This window comes from Mycobacterium sp. 852002-50816_SCH5313054-b, from assembly GCF_001667185.1.
Classification (GTDB): domain Bacteria; phylum Actinomycetota; class Actinomycetes; order Mycobacteriales; family Mycobacteriaceae; genus Mycobacterium.
In genome coordinates, this window is sequence record NZ_LZIC01000071.1 from 36,165 (window position 1) to 51,213 (window position 15,049).

The 15,049-nt window shown below is 67.9% G+C and carries 12 protein-coding genes; 7 read left to right on the top strand and 5 right to left on the bottom strand.

Annotated features, from left to right (window positions below):
- Positions 1–2: 2 nt before the first annotated feature.
- Positions 3–605 (bottom strand): TetR family transcriptional regulator KstR2, encoded by a 603-nt coding sequence (gene kstR2 / locus A5787_RS15735; RefSeq protein WP_066968545.1) that lies wholly within the window; start codon positions 603–605, stop codon positions 3–5.
- Positions 606–892: 287 nt separating this feature from the next.
- Here kstR2 and A5787_RS15740 point away from each other — a divergent pair, with 287 nt between their 5' ends.
- Both A5787_RS15740 and A5787_RS15745 read left to right on the top strand, forming a co-directional pair.
- Positions 893–2,548: a PPE family protein gene (locus tag A5787_RS15740; RefSeq protein WP_066968547.1), complete on the top strand. Its 1,656-nt coding sequence runs from the start codon at positions 893–895 to the stop codon at positions 2,546–2,548.
- Positions 2,549–2,782: 234 nt separating this feature from the next.
- Positions 2,783–4,420 (top strand): PPE family protein, encoded by a 1,638-nt coding sequence (locus A5787_RS15745; protein WP_066968549.1) that lies wholly within the window; start codon positions 2,783–2,785, stop codon positions 4,418–4,420.
- Between the two features lie 49 nt (positions 4,421–4,469).
- Here A5787_RS15745 and ipdF read toward each other — a convergent pair whose 3' ends face one another.
- A complete protein-coding gene (gene ipdF, locus A5787_RS15750; RefSeq protein WP_066968551.1) occupies positions 4,470–5,258 on the bottom strand; it encodes a (5R,7aS)-5-hydroxy-7a-methyl-1-oxo-2,3,5,6,7,7a-hexahydro-1H-indene-carboxyl-CoA reductase in 789 nt (262 codons plus the stop codon).
- A 28-nt stretch (positions 5,259–5,286) separates the two neighbouring features.
- A complete protein-coding gene (ipdE1, locus tag A5787_RS15755; protein ID WP_066968553.1) occupies positions 5,287–6,435 on the bottom strand; it encodes an acyl-CoA dehydrogenase IpdE1 in 1,149 nt (382 codons plus the stop codon).
- A gap of 59 nt (positions 6,436–6,494) precedes the next feature.
- Between ipdE1 and fadD3 the strand changes: the two genes are divergently transcribed.
- From fadD3 to A5787_RS15780, 5 genes are read left to right on the top strand one after another with little or no spacing between them, the layout of a single operon-like run.
- Entirely contained in the window at positions 6,495–8,039 is a 1,545-nt protein-coding gene (gene fadD3 / locus A5787_RS15760) for a 3-((3aS,4S,7aS)-7a-methyl-1,5-dioxo-octahydro-1H-inden-4-yl)propanoate--CoA ligase FadD3 (protein ID WP_066968607.1), read from the top strand.
- Complete coding sequence (locus A5787_RS15765; protein ID WP_066968555.1) at positions 8,039–9,172, top strand: acyl-CoA dehydrogenase family protein; 1,134 nt, start codon at positions 8,039–8,041, stop codon at positions 9,170–9,172. Before fadD3 ends, A5787_RS15765 begins: the two co-directional genes overlap by 1 nt.
- Positions 9,169–10,110, top strand: coding sequence for an acyl-CoA dehydrogenase family protein (locus A5787_RS15770; protein WP_156763963.1), 942 nt, complete (start codon positions 9,169–9,171; stop codon positions 10,108–10,110). The genes A5787_RS15765 and A5787_RS15770 overlap by 4 nt, the downstream gene beginning before the upstream one ends.
- Positions 10,107–11,054, top strand: coding sequence for an acyl-CoA dehydrogenase family protein (locus A5787_RS15775; protein WP_066968557.1), 948 nt, complete (start codon positions 10,107–10,109; stop codon positions 11,052–11,054). Before A5787_RS15770 ends, A5787_RS15775 begins: the two co-directional genes overlap by 4 nt.
- Positions 11,051–12,220, top strand: coding sequence for a pyridoxal phosphate-dependent aminotransferase (locus A5787_RS15780; RefSeq protein ID WP_066968559.1), 1,170 nt, complete (start codon positions 11,051–11,053; stop codon positions 12,218–12,220). Before A5787_RS15775 ends, A5787_RS15780 begins: the two co-directional genes overlap by 4 nt.
- Here the strand turns inward: A5787_RS15780 and A5787_RS15785 are convergent.
- Together A5787_RS15785 and A5787_RS15790 are read right to left on the bottom strand one after the other, a co-directional pair.
- Positions 12,210–13,988, bottom strand: a complete 1,779-nt coding sequence (locus A5787_RS15785) for a fatty acyl-AMP ligase (RefSeq protein ID WP_255361727.1) — start codon at positions 13,986–13,988, stop codon at positions 12,210–12,212. The two genes, A5787_RS15780 and A5787_RS15785, sit on opposite strands and share 11 nt — an antisense overlap.
- Positions 13,989–14,175: 187 nt before the next feature.
- Positions 14,176–15,006: an arylamine N-acetyltransferase gene (locus tag A5787_RS15790; protein WP_066968563.1), complete on the bottom strand. Its 831-nt coding sequence runs from the start codon at positions 15,004–15,006 to the stop codon at positions 14,176–14,178.
- Positions 15,007–15,049: the final 43 nt, after the last annotated feature.

Genomic DNA, 15,049 nt, shown 5'->3' on the forward strand with positions numbered 1-15,049 from the left:
TTTCAGACTCCTTCTTTGGTAATCCCGCCAAGCACGATGGCGAGATATTGCCGCCCCACCTGTTGTGCGGTGAGCGGCCCGCCGGGCTGATACCAGCGCACCGACACCCAGGTGGTGTCGCGGATGAATCGGTAGACAAGGTCGACGTCGAGGTCGGGCCGGAAGTAACCCTCGTCGACGCCCTGATGGAGCACCTCGACCCACATCTTTCGCTGCTGCCGGTTCATGTCCTCGATGTAGGAGAACCGGGGCTGTGACCGCAGATGCTTGGCCTCGTCCTGGTAGATGACGACCTGCGCGTGCCGATCCTCGATCGCCTCAAACGACGCCATGAACAGCCCCTTGAGCCGCTCCAGCGGATTGGGCTCGCTGTCCACGATTTCCCGATAGCGGGTGAACAACCAGTCCAGGAAGCCGCGCAGCAACTCGTCGACCATCTCCTCCTTGGACGAGAAATGGTGATACAGGCTGCCGGAGAGGATGCCGGCACCGTCGGCGATGTCGCGTACCGTGGTGGCGCGCAATCCGCGCTCGGCGAACATCGTCGCGGCGAGCTCTAACAACTCGTCCCGGCGGCTGTTCGCCTGACCGGCCACTCGGTCCATCCGATCAGGGTATCAACCAAGCGCTTGCTCGGCTAGCGAGGCCGCTGGGATACGGCCCCGAAGACATTTCCGCGAAAACGTCCGCTTTCGGCCGAATCGACGTACCCTACCAACCGTGGCGATTTGCTGTGACGCGAGCGGCGCAGTGGCGGGCCAGCAGAGCGCAGTGGCGTTCGTCGGCGCCCGGCCGGGGCACGCCCGACGGCACGGATCGCCAAAGGAGCAGTCCCCCATCTATTAAGGCTGGCCGCGGCGGCGGCAGGCTGAACGGCTAGGAGGCTACGGTCATGAGCTTTTTGGTGTTGCCCCCGGAGTTGAATTCGGCACTGATATTTGCTGGCGCGGGCTCGGCGCCCCTGCTCGACGCGGCAGCCGCCTGGGACGGGTTGGCCTCGGAACTGGGTTCGGCGGCGTCGTCGTTCTCATCGGTGACGTCCGGCTTGGCGGGTCAGGCCTGGCAGGGCCCGGCGGCCCAGGCGATGACGGCGGCGGCGGCGCCCTACAGCGGGTGGTTGGGCGCGGCGGCCTCCCACGCGGCTACGGCCGCCGGGCAGGCCCGCGCGGTGATCAGCGCTTTCGAGGCCGCGCAGGCGGCGACGGTGCATCCGATCATGGTGGAGTTGAACCGCAATTCGCTGGTGCAGATGGTGGTGTCGAACTGGTTCGGCCTCAACGCGCCGGCGATCGCCCAACTCGAGGGCGACTACGAGGCGATGTGGGCCCAGGACGTGGCGGCCATGGTGGGCTACCACGGCGGGGCATCGGCGGCGGCCGCGCAGTTGGTGCCCGCGCAGACCCTCCAGGACCTGCTGGCGGGCCTGCCCAACCTCGGCGTCGGCAACCTCGGCAGCGCCAACCTGGGCGGGGGCAACACCGGCAGCGGCAACGCGGGCAACGGCAACACCGGTAGCTCCAACCTGGGCGGCGGAAACATCGGCAACCACAACGTCGGAGACGGAAACACCGGCAACCGTAACTTCGGCTCCGGAAACGCCGGTTTCGGAAACATCGGCTTCGGCAACACCGGAAAGACGCCCACTACGGGAGGCAACGTGGGCATGGGCAATAACGGCAACAACAACATCGGCTTCGGCAACAGCGGCGACGGTAACCGCGGGGGCGGGAACTTCGGCACCAACAACATCGGCGGTGGGAACGCCGGCAGCAACAACATCGGCTTCGGGCTGACCGGTAACAACGAGATCGGTATCGGCAACACCTATTTCAACACCGCGACCAACCAGTTCCACTTCGGCGGACTGAACTCGGGCGCCGGCAACATCGGCATCGGGAACTCGGGCACCGGCAACATCGGCTTCTTCAACTCCGGCAGCGGCAACGTCGGCATCTTCAACACCGGGGCCAACACCCTCAACCTCGGCAACATCAACGACATCGGCTTCGGGAACTCCGGCAGCAACAACATCGGCTTCGGAAACTCTGGCCTGGGAAACAACGGTTTCGGCAACTCGTGGGAGTTCAACACCGGTTTCGGGAACTCCGGCGCCCAGAACACCGGCATGGGTAATGCGGGCGTCGACAACACGGGGAACTGGAATTCGGGCGGCATCAACACCGGCGACGGGAATTCGGGCTTCGCCAACACCGGGATGTGGAATTCCGGCAGCGCAAACACGGGCGTCGGCTTCATCACCGACTCGGGCCTTCCCAACTCCGGCTTCGGCAATGTCGGTGACGACGTGTCGGGCTTCTACAACACGGCCAGCGGCGGCGCCAACTTCAACGGTTTTGTCTCGGGCTTCTTCAACTCGGTCACCGGCGGATCGGTTTTCGACTACCAGGTCTCGGGCATTGGAAACCACATCGTCCCGGACCCGAACAACGTCTTCTTGGGGACCGCCGTTGCGGGCTACGCCTCGGGCATGTTCAATGCGATCACCGGCTCGTCTGGCCTGTTCGGTCTCAGCCGGATGTTGCCCTAACTGCTCACGGATGCCGGCGGAATACCGAGATCTCGCCCCCGGCGAGCGTGGGTTTGCCACATTTTGCCAAAGCCGGATATTCGCCCCGGCATCGTCGTAGCGTCTCTGCTGTTGTTGATTGCTCGATTACGAACGACCCGATGTCGCTGGCGTGGGCGTAGCCGCCGTTCTTAACCGCACAGTCGGATACCGGTCGCCGCGGTGGCGGCCGTCGGATCGGGTGGGAGGTCGACAGTGGTCAATTTCGCGGTGTTAGCGCCGGAAATCAACTCTTTGCTGATGTACACCGGCGCCGGTTCGGCGCCGATGCTGGACGCGGCGGTGGCCTGGGACGGGTTGGCGGCGGAGTTGGGGTCCGCGGCGTCGTCGTTTTCCTCCGTCACCTCGGGGTTGGCGGGACAGTCGTGGCAGGGCGCGGCATCGGCGGCGATGACCGCTGCGGCGGCCCCATATGCGGGGTTCTTGAACGCGGCGTCAGCGCAGGCATTCGGCACGGCCGGCCAAGCCCGGGCGGTGGCCAGCGTGTTCGAGGCGGCCCGGGCTGCGACGGTGCATCCGTTGGCGGTGGCGGCCAACCGCACTGCGTTTGTGCAGTTGGTTCGGTCGAATTTCTTCGGGTTCAACGCACCGGCCATCATGGCCGCTGAGGGCCAGTATGAGGAGATGTGGGCTGCGGATGTGGCGGCGATGACGGGATATCACGCCGGGGCGTCCACGGCGGCGGCGTCGCTGATTCCGATCCCGGCCAGTCTGCAGCAGTTCCTGCAGACCCTGCCCAACCTGGGCATCGGCAACCTCGGCAACGCCAACCTGGGCAACGGCAACATCGGCAGCGGCAACGTCGGTAGCGGCAACAAGGGCAGCTCCAACCTGGGCGGCGGAAACGCGGGCAACAACAACACCGGCAGCGGAAACACGGGCAACAACAACTTCGGCTCCGGAAACCGCGGCGCGGGAAACATCGGCATGGGAAACCGTTCCACCAGCCTGACCACCGGCCTCAATGTCGGCCTGGGCAACTTGGGGACCAACAATTTCGGCGTGGGTAACACCGGCATCGGGAACCAGGGTGGCGGCAACACCGGGAACAACAACCTCGGCTTCGGCCTCACCGGCAACAATTTGGTCGGTATCGGCAACGCCTATGTCGACCGCACGACTGGGCAGTTCGTGTTCAACGGTCTGAACTCCGGCAGCGGCAACATCGGCTTCGGCAACTCGGGCACCGGCAACATCGGCTTCTTCAACTCCGGGGACGGCAACGTCGGCCTCTTCAGCTCGGGCGCCAATACCGTCCCTGCTGATCTGGGCAAACTCCAAAGCATCGGCGTTGGGAACTCCGGCTTCGGCAACCTCGGCTTCGGGAACGCGGGCCAAGGGAACTTCGGCTTCGGGAACGCGGGGAACCTGAACACCGGTTTCGGGAACTCGGGCGGCGAGAACACCGGCTTCGGGAATGCGGGCAACTTGAACACGGGCTTCGATAACGGGGACTCCGAGAACACCGGCTTTGGCAATTCGGGAGGCACGAACACGGGCTTCTGGAATTCGGGCAACGTGAACACGGCCGTCGGGGCCACCACCGACAGCGGCGCCACTAACTCGGGCTATGGAAACACCGGTGCCAACATCTCTGGCTTCTTCAACACGGCCACCGGCAACGGGCCCATCAGCATGTCGGGCATTGGAAACACGGCCAGCGGCGGTTCCGCTATTAACGGTGACATCTCGGGCTTCTTCAACACCGGCGTCACAGGTCCCGTCCCGCCTTTCCCGAGTGGCGTCTTTAGCGGCTTGGACTCGGGCCTGTTCAACTCGGGCACCGGCGTGGCCGGCTTGTTCAGCCTCACTCAGCTGTTGAAGAGCCTGTAGCCGTCAGTCGGCTTTTCGCGGGTTAGGCCGGCTGCGCGCCGCTCAGCCCTCACGGATGCTGGCTGGATATCGAAATCACCTCTCCGGTCAGGTAACTCGAGTAGTCGCTGGCCAGAAACGCGATGGTGGAGGCGATTTCCCACGGCTCGGCGGCCCGCCCGAACGCCTCGCCGGCGGAGAGCCGGTCGAGCAGGTCGGCCGAGGTCGTCTTGTCCAGAAACTTGTGCCGGGCGATGCTGGGCGAGACGGCGTTGATGCGGACCCCGTATTCGACGGCCTCGATTGCGCTGCACCGGGTTAACGCCATCACGCCGGCCTTGGCGGCGGCGTAGTGGGACTGCGAGTGCTGGGCGCGCCAGCCCAGCACGCTGGCGTTGTTGACGATCACGCCGCCATGCGACGCCTCGCGGAAGTAGCGCAGCGCCGCGCGGGTCGCCCGGAACACCGACGTCAGCGTCACGTCCAGCACCCGGTCCCATTCGTCGTCGGTCATGTCGACCACGGGCGTCTGCCCGCCCAGGCCCGCGTTGTTCACCAGCACGTCCAACCGACCCATGCGCGCGGTGGTCGAGTCGATCAGGGCGTCGACCTGCGCGGTGGACGTCACGTCGCACACCACCTTCTCAACCCGGCCCAGGCCGAGCGCGGCGAGCTCATCGGCGGTCTCCCCCAGCCGTCGTTCGTGGTGATCGGACACCACCACGTCGGCCCCCTCGGCCAGCGCGCGGCGGGCGGTCGCCGAACCGATGCCGGTCCCCGCGGCCGCGGTTACCACGACCACCTTTCCTTCCAGAAGGCCGTGTCCGGCAACCTCTTTCGGAGTTTCGGACAGACTCATGCTTCCTCCAGTGTCTTCGCGCAAGCGCTCATCCACGAACTTCTCGGGGTAGGCCGAGCACCCGCTCGGCGATGATGTTGCGCTGGATCTCGTTGGACCCGCCGTAGATGGTGTCCGCACGGGTGAACAGGAACAGGCGCTGCCACTCGTCGAATTCGCCGTCGGGCAGCGCCATCCCGGCCTTGCCGACCACATCCATCGCCAGCTCGCCCAGGGCGCGATGCCAGTTGGCCCACAACAACTTTGACACGTTGTCCTGACCCGGCTGCTCAACGTCCATGGTGGCCAGCGCGTACGACCGCATGGCCCGCAACCCGGTCCAGGTCCGGGTCAGGCGTTCCCGGATGAACGGGTCGTCGGCGGCGCCGTTGCGCTGCGCGAGCTCGGCCAGGTTGGAAAGCTCACGGGCGTAGACGATTTGCTGCCCGAGCGTGGATACGCCGCGCTCGAAGGTCAGCGTCCCCATCGCGACGCGCCAGCCGTCGCCGGGCTGCCCCACCACCATCGAGGCATCGGTGCGGGCGTCGTCGAAGAACACCTCGTTGAATTCCGCGGTGCCGGTGATCTGCACGATCGGCCGGACCTGCACGCCGGGTTGGTCCAGCGGCACCAGCAGGTACGACAGACCGGCGTGCCGCTTGGAGCCCTTTTCGGTGCGTGCCACCACAAAGCACCACTGCGACAGGTGCGCCAGCGACGTCCACACCTTCTGGCCGTTGATCACCCATTCGTCGCCGTCGAGTTCGCCGGTCGTCGAGACATTGGCCAGGTCGCTGCCGGCGCCGGGTTCGGAATAACCCTGGCACCACAGCTCGGTGACGTCGAGGATGCGCGGCAGGAAGCGCTGCTGTTGCTCGGGCGTCCCGAACGCGATCAACGTCGGGCCGAGCAGCTCTTCGCCGAAGTGGTTGACCTTGTCCGGCGCGTCCGCCTTCGCATACTCCTCGTAGAACGCCACCCGGTGCGCGGTCGAAAGTCCGCGGCCCCCATGCTCGACGGGCCAGCCCAGGCAGGTCAGTCCGGCCTTGGCGAGGTGCTGGTTCCACGCCCGGCGTTCCTCGAAGGCCTCGTGCTCGCGGCCCGGCCCGCCGAGCCCCTTGAGCGCCGCGAATTCGCCGACCAGATTGTCGGCGAGCCACTGGCGGACCTCGGCCCGGAACTCCTCGACGTCCTGCATGCCCTGTAGGCTAACCTACCAAGCACTTGCTTTGTTAGGAGCGGTCCAGAGGAGCAATGATGATCGGCGACCCGCGCACCGTGCCGGCGGCGCTGGATCGTCTGGCGCAGCAACTCCCCGATCACGACGCCCTGATCACCGACGAACGGTCCTTCACGTCGGCCGCACTGCGCGCCGAGGTGCACCGGGCGGCGGCCGCGCTCATCGCGCTGGGCGTCCGGGCCGGAGACCGGGTCGCGATCTGGTCGCCGAACACCTGGCACTGGGTGGTGGCGTGCCTCGCGATTCACCACGCCGGGGCCGCGATGGTGCCGCTGAACACCCGCTACACCGCCGAGGAAGCGGCCGACATCCTGGCGCGCACCGGCGCGCCGGTGCTGTTCGGGATGGGGCGATTCCTCGGCAACGATCGCCTCGCCGACCTGGACCGCTTGGGCTCTCAAGCCCTGCCGGCGCTGCGGCACATCGTCCGAATCCCGATCGACGCCGACGACGGGACGTGGGACGAGTTCATCGCCCGCGGGACCGACACGGATGCGGTGGCGGACCGCGCCGCCGCCGTCAGCCCCGACGACGTCAGCGACATCCTGTTCACCTCCGGCACCACCGGCCGCAGCAAAGGCGTGCTGTGTGCGCATCGGCAGTCGCTGTCGGCCTCGGCGTCGTGGGCGGCCAACGGCAAGATCACCAGCGACGACCGCTACCTGTGCATCAACCCGTTCTTCCACAACTTCGGCTACAAGGCCGGCATCCTGGCCTGCCTGCAGACCGGCGCGACGCTGATCCCCCACCTGACCTTCGACCCGCTGCGGGCCCTGCAGGCGATCGGGCAACACCGCATCACGGTGCTGCCCGGGCCGCCCACCATCTATCAGACGCTGCTGGACCATCCGGCCCGCCGCGACCACGACCTGAGCTCGCTGCGGTTCGCGGTGACGGGAGCGGCCACGGTGCCGGTCGTGTTGGTCGAGCGCATGCAGTCCGAGCTCGACATCGACATCGTGCTGACGGCCTACGGGCTGACCGAGGCCAACGGCATGGGCACCATGTGCCGCGCCGACGACGACGCGGTCACCGTCGCCACCACCTGCGGGCGGCCGTTCGCCGACTTCGAATTGCGGATCGACTCAAGCGCTTCGGGGGAAGCGGGCGAGGTGCTGCTGCGCGGGCCGAACGTGATGCTGGGCTACCTCGACGACCCGGCCGCGACGGCCGCCGCCATTGACTCAGACGGCTGGCTGCACACCGGCGACATCGGCGCCGTCGACGAGGCCGGCAACCTGCGCATCACCGACCGGCTCAAGGACATGTACATCTGCGGCGGATTCAACGTCTACCCGGCCGAGGTCGAGCAGGTCTTGGCCCGCATGGAGGGGGTGGCCGACGCCGCGGTGATCGGGGTCCCCGACGAGCGGCTGGGCGAGGTCGGCCGCGCGTTCGTGGTGGCGCGGCCGGGCGCCAACCTCGACGAAAAATCCGTGATCTCCTACACCCGTGAGCATTTGGCGAACTTCAAGGCACCGCGCTCGGTGCGGTTCGTCGACGCGCTGCCGCGCAACCCGGGTGGCAAGGTGGTCAAACCACAACTGCGGGAGCTGGCCTGATGGACCTGCAATTAGACGACGACACGCTGGCCTTCCAGGCCGAGGTCCGGGAATTCCTCTCGGCCAACGCCCAGGAGATCCCGACAAAGTCCTACGACAACGCCGAAGGCTTTGCCCAGCACCGGCATTGGGACAAGGTACTGTTCGACGCCGGCCTGTCGGCGATCACCTGGCCGAAGCGCTACGGTGGCCGCGACGCGCCGCTGCTGCACTGGGTGGTGTTCGAGGAGGAGTACTTTCGCGCCGGCGCACCGGGACGGGCCAGCGCAAACGGAACCTCCATGCTGGCCCCGACGCTGTTCGCGCACGGCACCTCCGAGCAGCTCGACCGGATCCTGCCGAAAATGGCCAGCGGCGAACAGATCTGGGCGCAGGCATGGTCGGAGCCCGAATCCGGCAGCGACCTGGCATCGCTGCGGTCCACCGCCACCAGAACCGACGGCGGCTGGCTGCTCAACGGCCAGAAGATCTGGAGCTCGCGGGCGCCGTTCGCCGAAATGGGATTTGGGCTATTCCGTTCCGACCCGTCGGCCGAGCGGCACAACGGCCTGACCTACCTCATGTTCGACCTCAAGGCCAAGGGCGTGACCGTGCGGCCCATCGTGCAGCTCGGCGGCGACACCGGCTTCGGGGAGATCTTCCTCGACGACGTGTTCGTTCCCGACGAGGACGTCATCGGCACCCCGAACGAGGGCTGGCGGGCGGCCATGAGCACATCCAGCAACGAGCGCGGCATGTCGCTGCGCAGCCCGGCCCGCTTCCTCGCGGCGGCGGAACGCTTGGTGCGCCTGTGGAAGGACCGCGGGTCCCCCGCCGCATTCGCCGACCGGGTTGCCGACGCGTGGATCAAGGCCCAGGCCTACCGGCTGCAGACGTTCGGCACGGTGACCAGGCTGGCCGCCGGCGGCGAGCTCGGCGCGGAATCGTCGGTGACCAAGGTGTTCTGGTCTGACCTCGACGTGGCGATACATCAGACGGCGCTCGACGTCCTCGACGCCGAAGGCGAGCTGGCCGGCGCATGGACCGACGGGCTGCTGTTCGCACTGGGCGGACCAATTTACGCCGGCACCAACGAAATCCAGCGCAACATCATTTCCGAACGGCTGCTGGGCCTGCCCCGAGAGAAGAAGTGACCGTGGACTTCGCACTAGACGAACAGCAGCGCGACTTCGCGGCCAGCATCGACGCGGCGCTCGGCGCGGCGGACCTGCCGGGCACGATCCGCGCGTGGTCCGCTGGGGATACCGCGCCCGGCCGCAAGGTGTGGGAGCAGCTGGCCAACCTCGGCGTCACCGCGCTGGCCGTGCCGGAGAAATTCGACGGCATCGGCGCGGAGCCCGTCGACCTGGTGGTCGCCCTCGAACGGCTGGGCCGCTGGTGCGTGCCGGGCCCGGTGGCCGAATCCATCGCGGTGGCACCGATTCTGCTGGCGGACGACGAGCGCTGCGCGGGCCTGGCCTCCGGCGAGCTCATCGCCACCGTCGCGTACCCGCCGCACACCCCGCGCGCCGTCGACGCCGACACGGCCGGGCTGGTGCTGCTGGCCACCGACACTGGCGTCACCGAAGCCCAGGCAGCCGAACGACACGAGTCGGTCGACCCCGGCCGCCGCCTCTACGAGGTCACCGCGTCTGGTGCGCCCTGGCAGGCGGACGTCAAGCGCGCCTTCGAGTTCGGGGCGCTGGCGACCGCGGCGCAGCTGGTCGGCGCCGCCGAGGCGCTGCTGAACGGTGCCGTCGACTACGCCAAGCAACGCAGCCAGTTCGGCCGGGTGATCGGTTCGTACCAGGCGATCAAGCACAAGCTGGCCGATGTGCACATCGCGATCGAGCTGGCCCGTCCCCTGGTGTACGGCGCGGCGCTCACGGCCGAGCCGCGCGACGTCGGCGCGGCGAAGGCCGCGGCGTCCGAGGCGGCCCTGCTGGCGGCGCGCGCTTCGCTGCAAACCCACGGCGCGATCGGGTTCACCCAGGAACACGACCTGTCGCTGTGGCTGCTGCGGGTGCAGGCGTTACGCTCGGCCTGGGGTACGCCCGAGGCGCATCGGCGCCGAGTGCTGGAGGCGCTATGAGTGAAGAACGGGAGCTGCTGCGCGAGACCGTCGCAGCCCTGGTAGCCAAGCACGCGGATCCGGCGGCGGTGCGCGCCGCGATGGAGTCCGAGCGCGGCTACGACGAGTCGCTGTGGCGGCTGCTGTGTGAGCAGGTCGGCGCGGCGGCGCTGGTGATCCCCGAGGAGCTCGGCGGCGCGGACGGCGAATTGGCCGATGCCGCAACGGTTCTGCAGGAGCTGGGCCGCGCCCTCGTCCCCTCCCCGCTGCTGGGTACGACGCTGGCGGAGCTGGCGTTGCTGGCCGCGGCCGAGCCGGACGGCGAGACCCTGGCCGGGCTTGCCGAGGGCGGTTCGATCGGCGCGCTGGTGCTCGACGCCGACTACGTGGTCAACGGGGACCTCGCCGACGTCGGCGCCGCCGCCGACGGCGGCCGGCTGAGCAGGTGGTCCCGGTTCACCGCTCAGCCGGTAGCCACGATGGACCCCACCCGGCGGCTGGCCCGGCTGCAGCCCGAAGAGACCGAGGAGATCGGCGCCGACCCTGGCATCGCGCACGCCGCGGCCATCCTGCTGGCGGCCGAGCAGATCGGCGCCGCCGAGCGTTGCCTGGAACTGACCGTCGAATACACCAAGAGCCGGGTCCAATTCGGCCGTCCGATCGGCAGCTTTCAGGCACTCAAGCATCGGATGGCCGATCTGTATGTCACCGTCGCCGCGGCGAAGGCCGTGGTGTCCGACGCGTGCGACGACCCCACGCCCACCAACGCCGCCACCGCGCGCCTTGCGGCCACCGAGGCCCTGAAAGCCGTAGCCGCCGAGGGGATTCAGTTGCACGGGGGCATCGCGATCACGTGGGAACACGACATGCACCTGTACTTCAAACGCGCCCACGGCAGCGCGCACCTGCTCGACTCGCCGCGAGAGCTGCTGCGCCAACTGGAATCCGAAGTATTGCCGACGTGACCGATCACGTCGCACTGCGCGCCGGCATCCCGCCGTTCTATGTGATGGATGTCTGGCTGGCCGCCGCGGAGCGCCAGCGCAGCCACGGCGACCTGGTGAACTTGTCGGCGGGCCAGCCCAGCGTCGGCGCGCCCGAACCGGTGCGGGCGGCGGCGGCCGCCGCGCTGCACGCCAATCAGCTGGGTTACACCGTCGCGCTGGGTATCCCGGAGCTACGCACCGCGATAGCGGACGACTACCAACGTAAACACGGCATCGACGTGGAGCCCGACGCGGTCGTCGTGACCACTGGCTCCTCGGGCGGATTCCTGCTCGCGTTCCTGGCGTGCTTCGACGTCGGCGACCGGGTGGCGCTGGCCAGTCCGGGCTACCCCTGCTATCGAAACATCCTGTCGGCGTTGGGCTGTGAGGTGGTGGACATCGCATGCGGGCCGGACACCCGATTCCAGCCCACGGCGCGGATGCTCGCCGAACTGGACCCACCGATCCAGGGCGTGATCGTCGCCAGCCCCGCCAATCCCACCGGGACGGTCATCCCGCCGGCCGAGTTGTCCGCGATCGCATCGTGGTGCGCGGCATCCGGGGTTCGGCTGATCAGCGATGAGGTCTACCACGGCCTGGTCTACGACGGGGCGCCGGAGACCAGCTGCGCCTGGCAGACGTCACGAGATGCGGTGGTGGTCAACAGCTTTTCGAAGTATTACGCGATGACGGGCTGGAGGCTTGGCTGGCTGCTGGTGCCGGGCGAGCTGCGCCGGGCGGTGGACTGCCTGACCGGCAACTTCACCATCTGCCCGCCGGTGCTGTCGCAGATCGCCGCGGTGGCGGCGTTCACCCCGGAGGCCACCGCCGAGGCCGACGGCAATCTGCGCCACTACGCGGTCAACCGCTCGCTGCTGCTCGACGGGCTGCGCGCGATCGGCGTCGACCGGCTGGCGCCCACCGACGGCGCGTTCTACGTGTACGCCGACGTCTCGGACTTCACCAGCGACTCGCTGGGATTCTGCTCAAAGCTGCTGGCCGACACCGGTGTTGCCATCGCGCCGGGCATCGACTTCGACACTGGGCGCGGCAATTCGTTCGTCCGGCTCTCGTTCGCGGGACCCACGAGCGACATCGAGGAGGCCCTGCGCAGGCTCGGGCCCTGGCTGCCGGTCAGCGGTTGAAACGCCCTTCGAGGTACTCGGCGCGGCAGGCATTGCGGGCAAGTTTACCGCTGGTGGTGCGGGGAATGGCCCCGGCGGCCACGAGCCGCACATCGGCGACGCGAATCTGGTGATGCCGCGAGATCGCGGCGCGCACGGTGTCGGCGATCGGTGCCAGCTCGCGGCCCGCCCCGGCGGCGCGCTCGGCCACGACGACCACCTGCTCGCCGGAGCGACCGCTGCCGGTAAGAGATGAAACCGCCTCGGCAGGAACGGAAAACGCGGCGACGTAGCCGGAGCGGATGGCCGACGAGGCTTCGCTCACCGTCGTTTCGATGTCGTGCGGGTAATGGTTGCGGCCATCGATGATGATGAGGTCCTTGATCCGGCCCGTCAGGTACAGCTCGCCGTCGACGTAGACACCGAGATCGCCGGTGGCAAGCCAGGACCCGTTGTCCGGGGCGCCCTCGGCGTGGCTACCGACCTCGAGCCTGGACTGCAGCTTGTTGCCGAACACCCGTCGTGTTTCATCCTCGCGCCCGAAGTAGCCGCGGCCGACGTTGTTGCCGTGCAACCAGATTTCCCCGACGGTGCCGTCGGGCACCTCCGCGCCGTCCGGATCGGCGATCACCGCCCACTGCTCGAGGATCGGCTGGCCGCACGAGACAAGGGAGAGCGCACCGGGGGCGGTCGGCTCGACGACCACCGCGCGGCCGGCACCGAGCTGCTCCCGGTCGAGGAAGATCGCGCTGGCGGCGGCGTCCGAGGCGATGCTGGCGACCGACAGTGTCGCTTCCGCCATCCCGTAGGACGGCTTGACCACCGACGCGGGCAGGCCATACGGGGCGAACGCGTTGGTGAACTGCTCGATGGCCGACATGCTCACGGGCTCCGACCCGTTGAGCAGGCACACCACGTTGCTGAGGTCGAGATCCTCCCCTTTGGGCGGGAGACCACGCTGGGCCGTCAACTCGAAAGCGAAGTTCGGCGCCGCCGCCATGGTCCGGCCGCGGGTCGCCGCAATGCCCAGCTGCTTCATCCATCGGTAAGGCCGCCGAAGGAACGCCATCGGATCCATCAGCGTGACGTGCGCCCCGAAATACGCCGTGAACACGATCATCATCAGGCCCATGTCGTGATACAGCGGCAGCCAGCTCACGCATTGGACGTCGGTGTTCAGCCCGCCGTGCAGGATCATCTGCATCGCATTGGTGTAGACGGCGCGATGGGTGATCTCCACACCGGCCGGCGTTCGGGTCGAGCCCGACGTGTACTGCAGATAGGCGAGGTCGTCGGTATCCCTGATGGGGTCGGTGAAAGTCGCCCCGAGCGTTGCGGGCACGGCGTCCACCGCGATCATCCGCGGCCGCTCCTGCGCGGGCAACGTCCGGATGAACGTCCGAACCGATTCGGCCGCCGAGGTCGTGGTCAAGACCGCGGCGGGCCGGCCGTCGGCCAGCACCGCCGCCAGCCGCTCGCCGTGCCCGGCCAAAGTCGGCGCAAAGAGTGGGATCGCGACATTGCCGGCATGGATGGCGCCGAAGAAGCCCGCCACATAGTCGAGACCCTGCGGCGCGAGGATCGCCACCCGGTCCCCGGGCTGGGTGACCTGCTGCAAACGGGCACCGATCGCGCAGACCCGCGACCACAGCTCGTTCCAGCTGAGCTCGACGACCCGCCCGTCCTGGTCCTGCGAGTAGTCGAGGAAGCGGTACGCCGGGCTGTCACCGAGCTGAGCCCGGTTCTGATCGAAATTCGAGGTCAGCGTCACGCCCTCGGGCACCACGATCTTGCCGGCAGCGACGGCGTCAGCGGCTACGCCGCCCGAGGCGCCGCCAAGAGCATTGGTTGGCCCGTGATCCCGACTCACGTCGGAAAAGATTAATAGACGTTCTTATAAATTGCCGCATTTAGCACGGTATGGCGGTGATCACCATGGTGTAACGGGCTGCGGCCGATCACAGCACGACGCTCGGTTAAGCGTCGAGGACCTTGTCGATGCGGGCCTCCAGCGCGCCGCGCTCGCCGACATCTTCCACGTTGACCCCGAACCGTTCGGCGAGGGTGTCGACGACGGCGGCCGGGTCCTGCAGGCGGATTTTCTCGCTGCCTTCGGCGCGGTGGACGGTCAGGTAGCGGCCGGCCAGGTTCAGCCGGGCGTCGTCGGTGACCCTCGCGGCCATCAGGCCGGTCACGAAGTGCGACGCGGGGTGAGTGGAGACGAACCAGCTGGCCACCTTCAGGTCGATGTCCGGCTGGGTACGCGTGGTGAATTCGTAGAGCGGCACCCACTGGTCACGCAGGAGGGCCTGCAGGACCAGCCCGTCGCGACTGTCGTCGAGCCGGTACGGCTCGCGCGTCGTCTGTTGGACGCTGCCGGTTTCGATGCGCAGCGGCGAGGTCGGTGTCTGGCCGCCGAACCCGACGTCGACGAGATACGGCCCCTGGGAGCCGGGGAAGGTCACCGCCAACACCGTGTGCGTCTGCGCCGGGAAGGGCGCGTCGGCCGGCAGCATCCAGACCACCCGGCCGGCCAATCGCCGCACCCGAAAGCCGATTTCGCGAAGCGCGTAACCCATCAGCCCGTTCTGCTCGAAGCAATAGCCGCCCCGGCGGCGGTGAACGAGCTTGTCGGTCAGCGCCTCTGGGGTCAGGTCGTCGACCGGCACCCCGGTCAGCGGATCGAGATTCTCGAACGGGATCGTTCGCGTGTGGGCGGTCACCAGGGCCTGCAAGACGTCCAGGTTCGGCTCGGCGGCGCCGCGGAAGCCGATGCGATCGAAGTACCCGTTGAGATCAAGCGTCATAGGGCCATTGTGGCCCGACTCCGCCGCGATCGCCCGTGCCAAA

Coding starts and splice junctions, on each gene's coding strand:
- ipdE1 (WP_066968553.1), bottom strand. CDS start 6,435: ATGCAGGACGTCGAGGAGTTCCGGGCCGAGGTCCGCCAGTGGCTCGCC.
- A5787_RS15775 (WP_066968557.1), top strand. CDS start 10,107: ATGAGTGAAGAACGGGAGCTGCTGCGCGAGACCGTCGCAGCCCTGGTA.
- A5787_RS15765 (WP_066968555.1), top strand. CDS start 8,039: ATGGACCTGCAATTAGACGACGACACGCTGGCCTTCCAGGCCGAGGTC.
- A5787_RS15740 (WP_066968547.1), top strand. CDS start 893: ATGAGCTTTTTGGTGTTGCCCCCGGAGTTGAATTCGGCACTGATATTT.
- ipdF (WP_066968551.1), bottom strand. CDS start 5,258: ATGAGTCTGTCCGAAACTCCGAAAGAGGTTGCCGGACACGGCCTTCTG.
- fadD3 (WP_066968607.1), top strand. CDS start 6,495: ATGATCGGCGACCCGCGCACCGTGCCGGCGGCGCTGGATCGTCTGGCG.
- A5787_RS15790 (WP_066968563.1), bottom strand. CDS start 15,006: ATGACGCTTGATCTCAACGGGTACTTCGATCGCATCGGCTTCCGCGGC.
- kstR2 (WP_066968545.1), bottom strand. CDS start 605: ATGGACCGAGTGGCCGGTCAGGCGAACAGCCGCCGGGACGAGTTGTTA.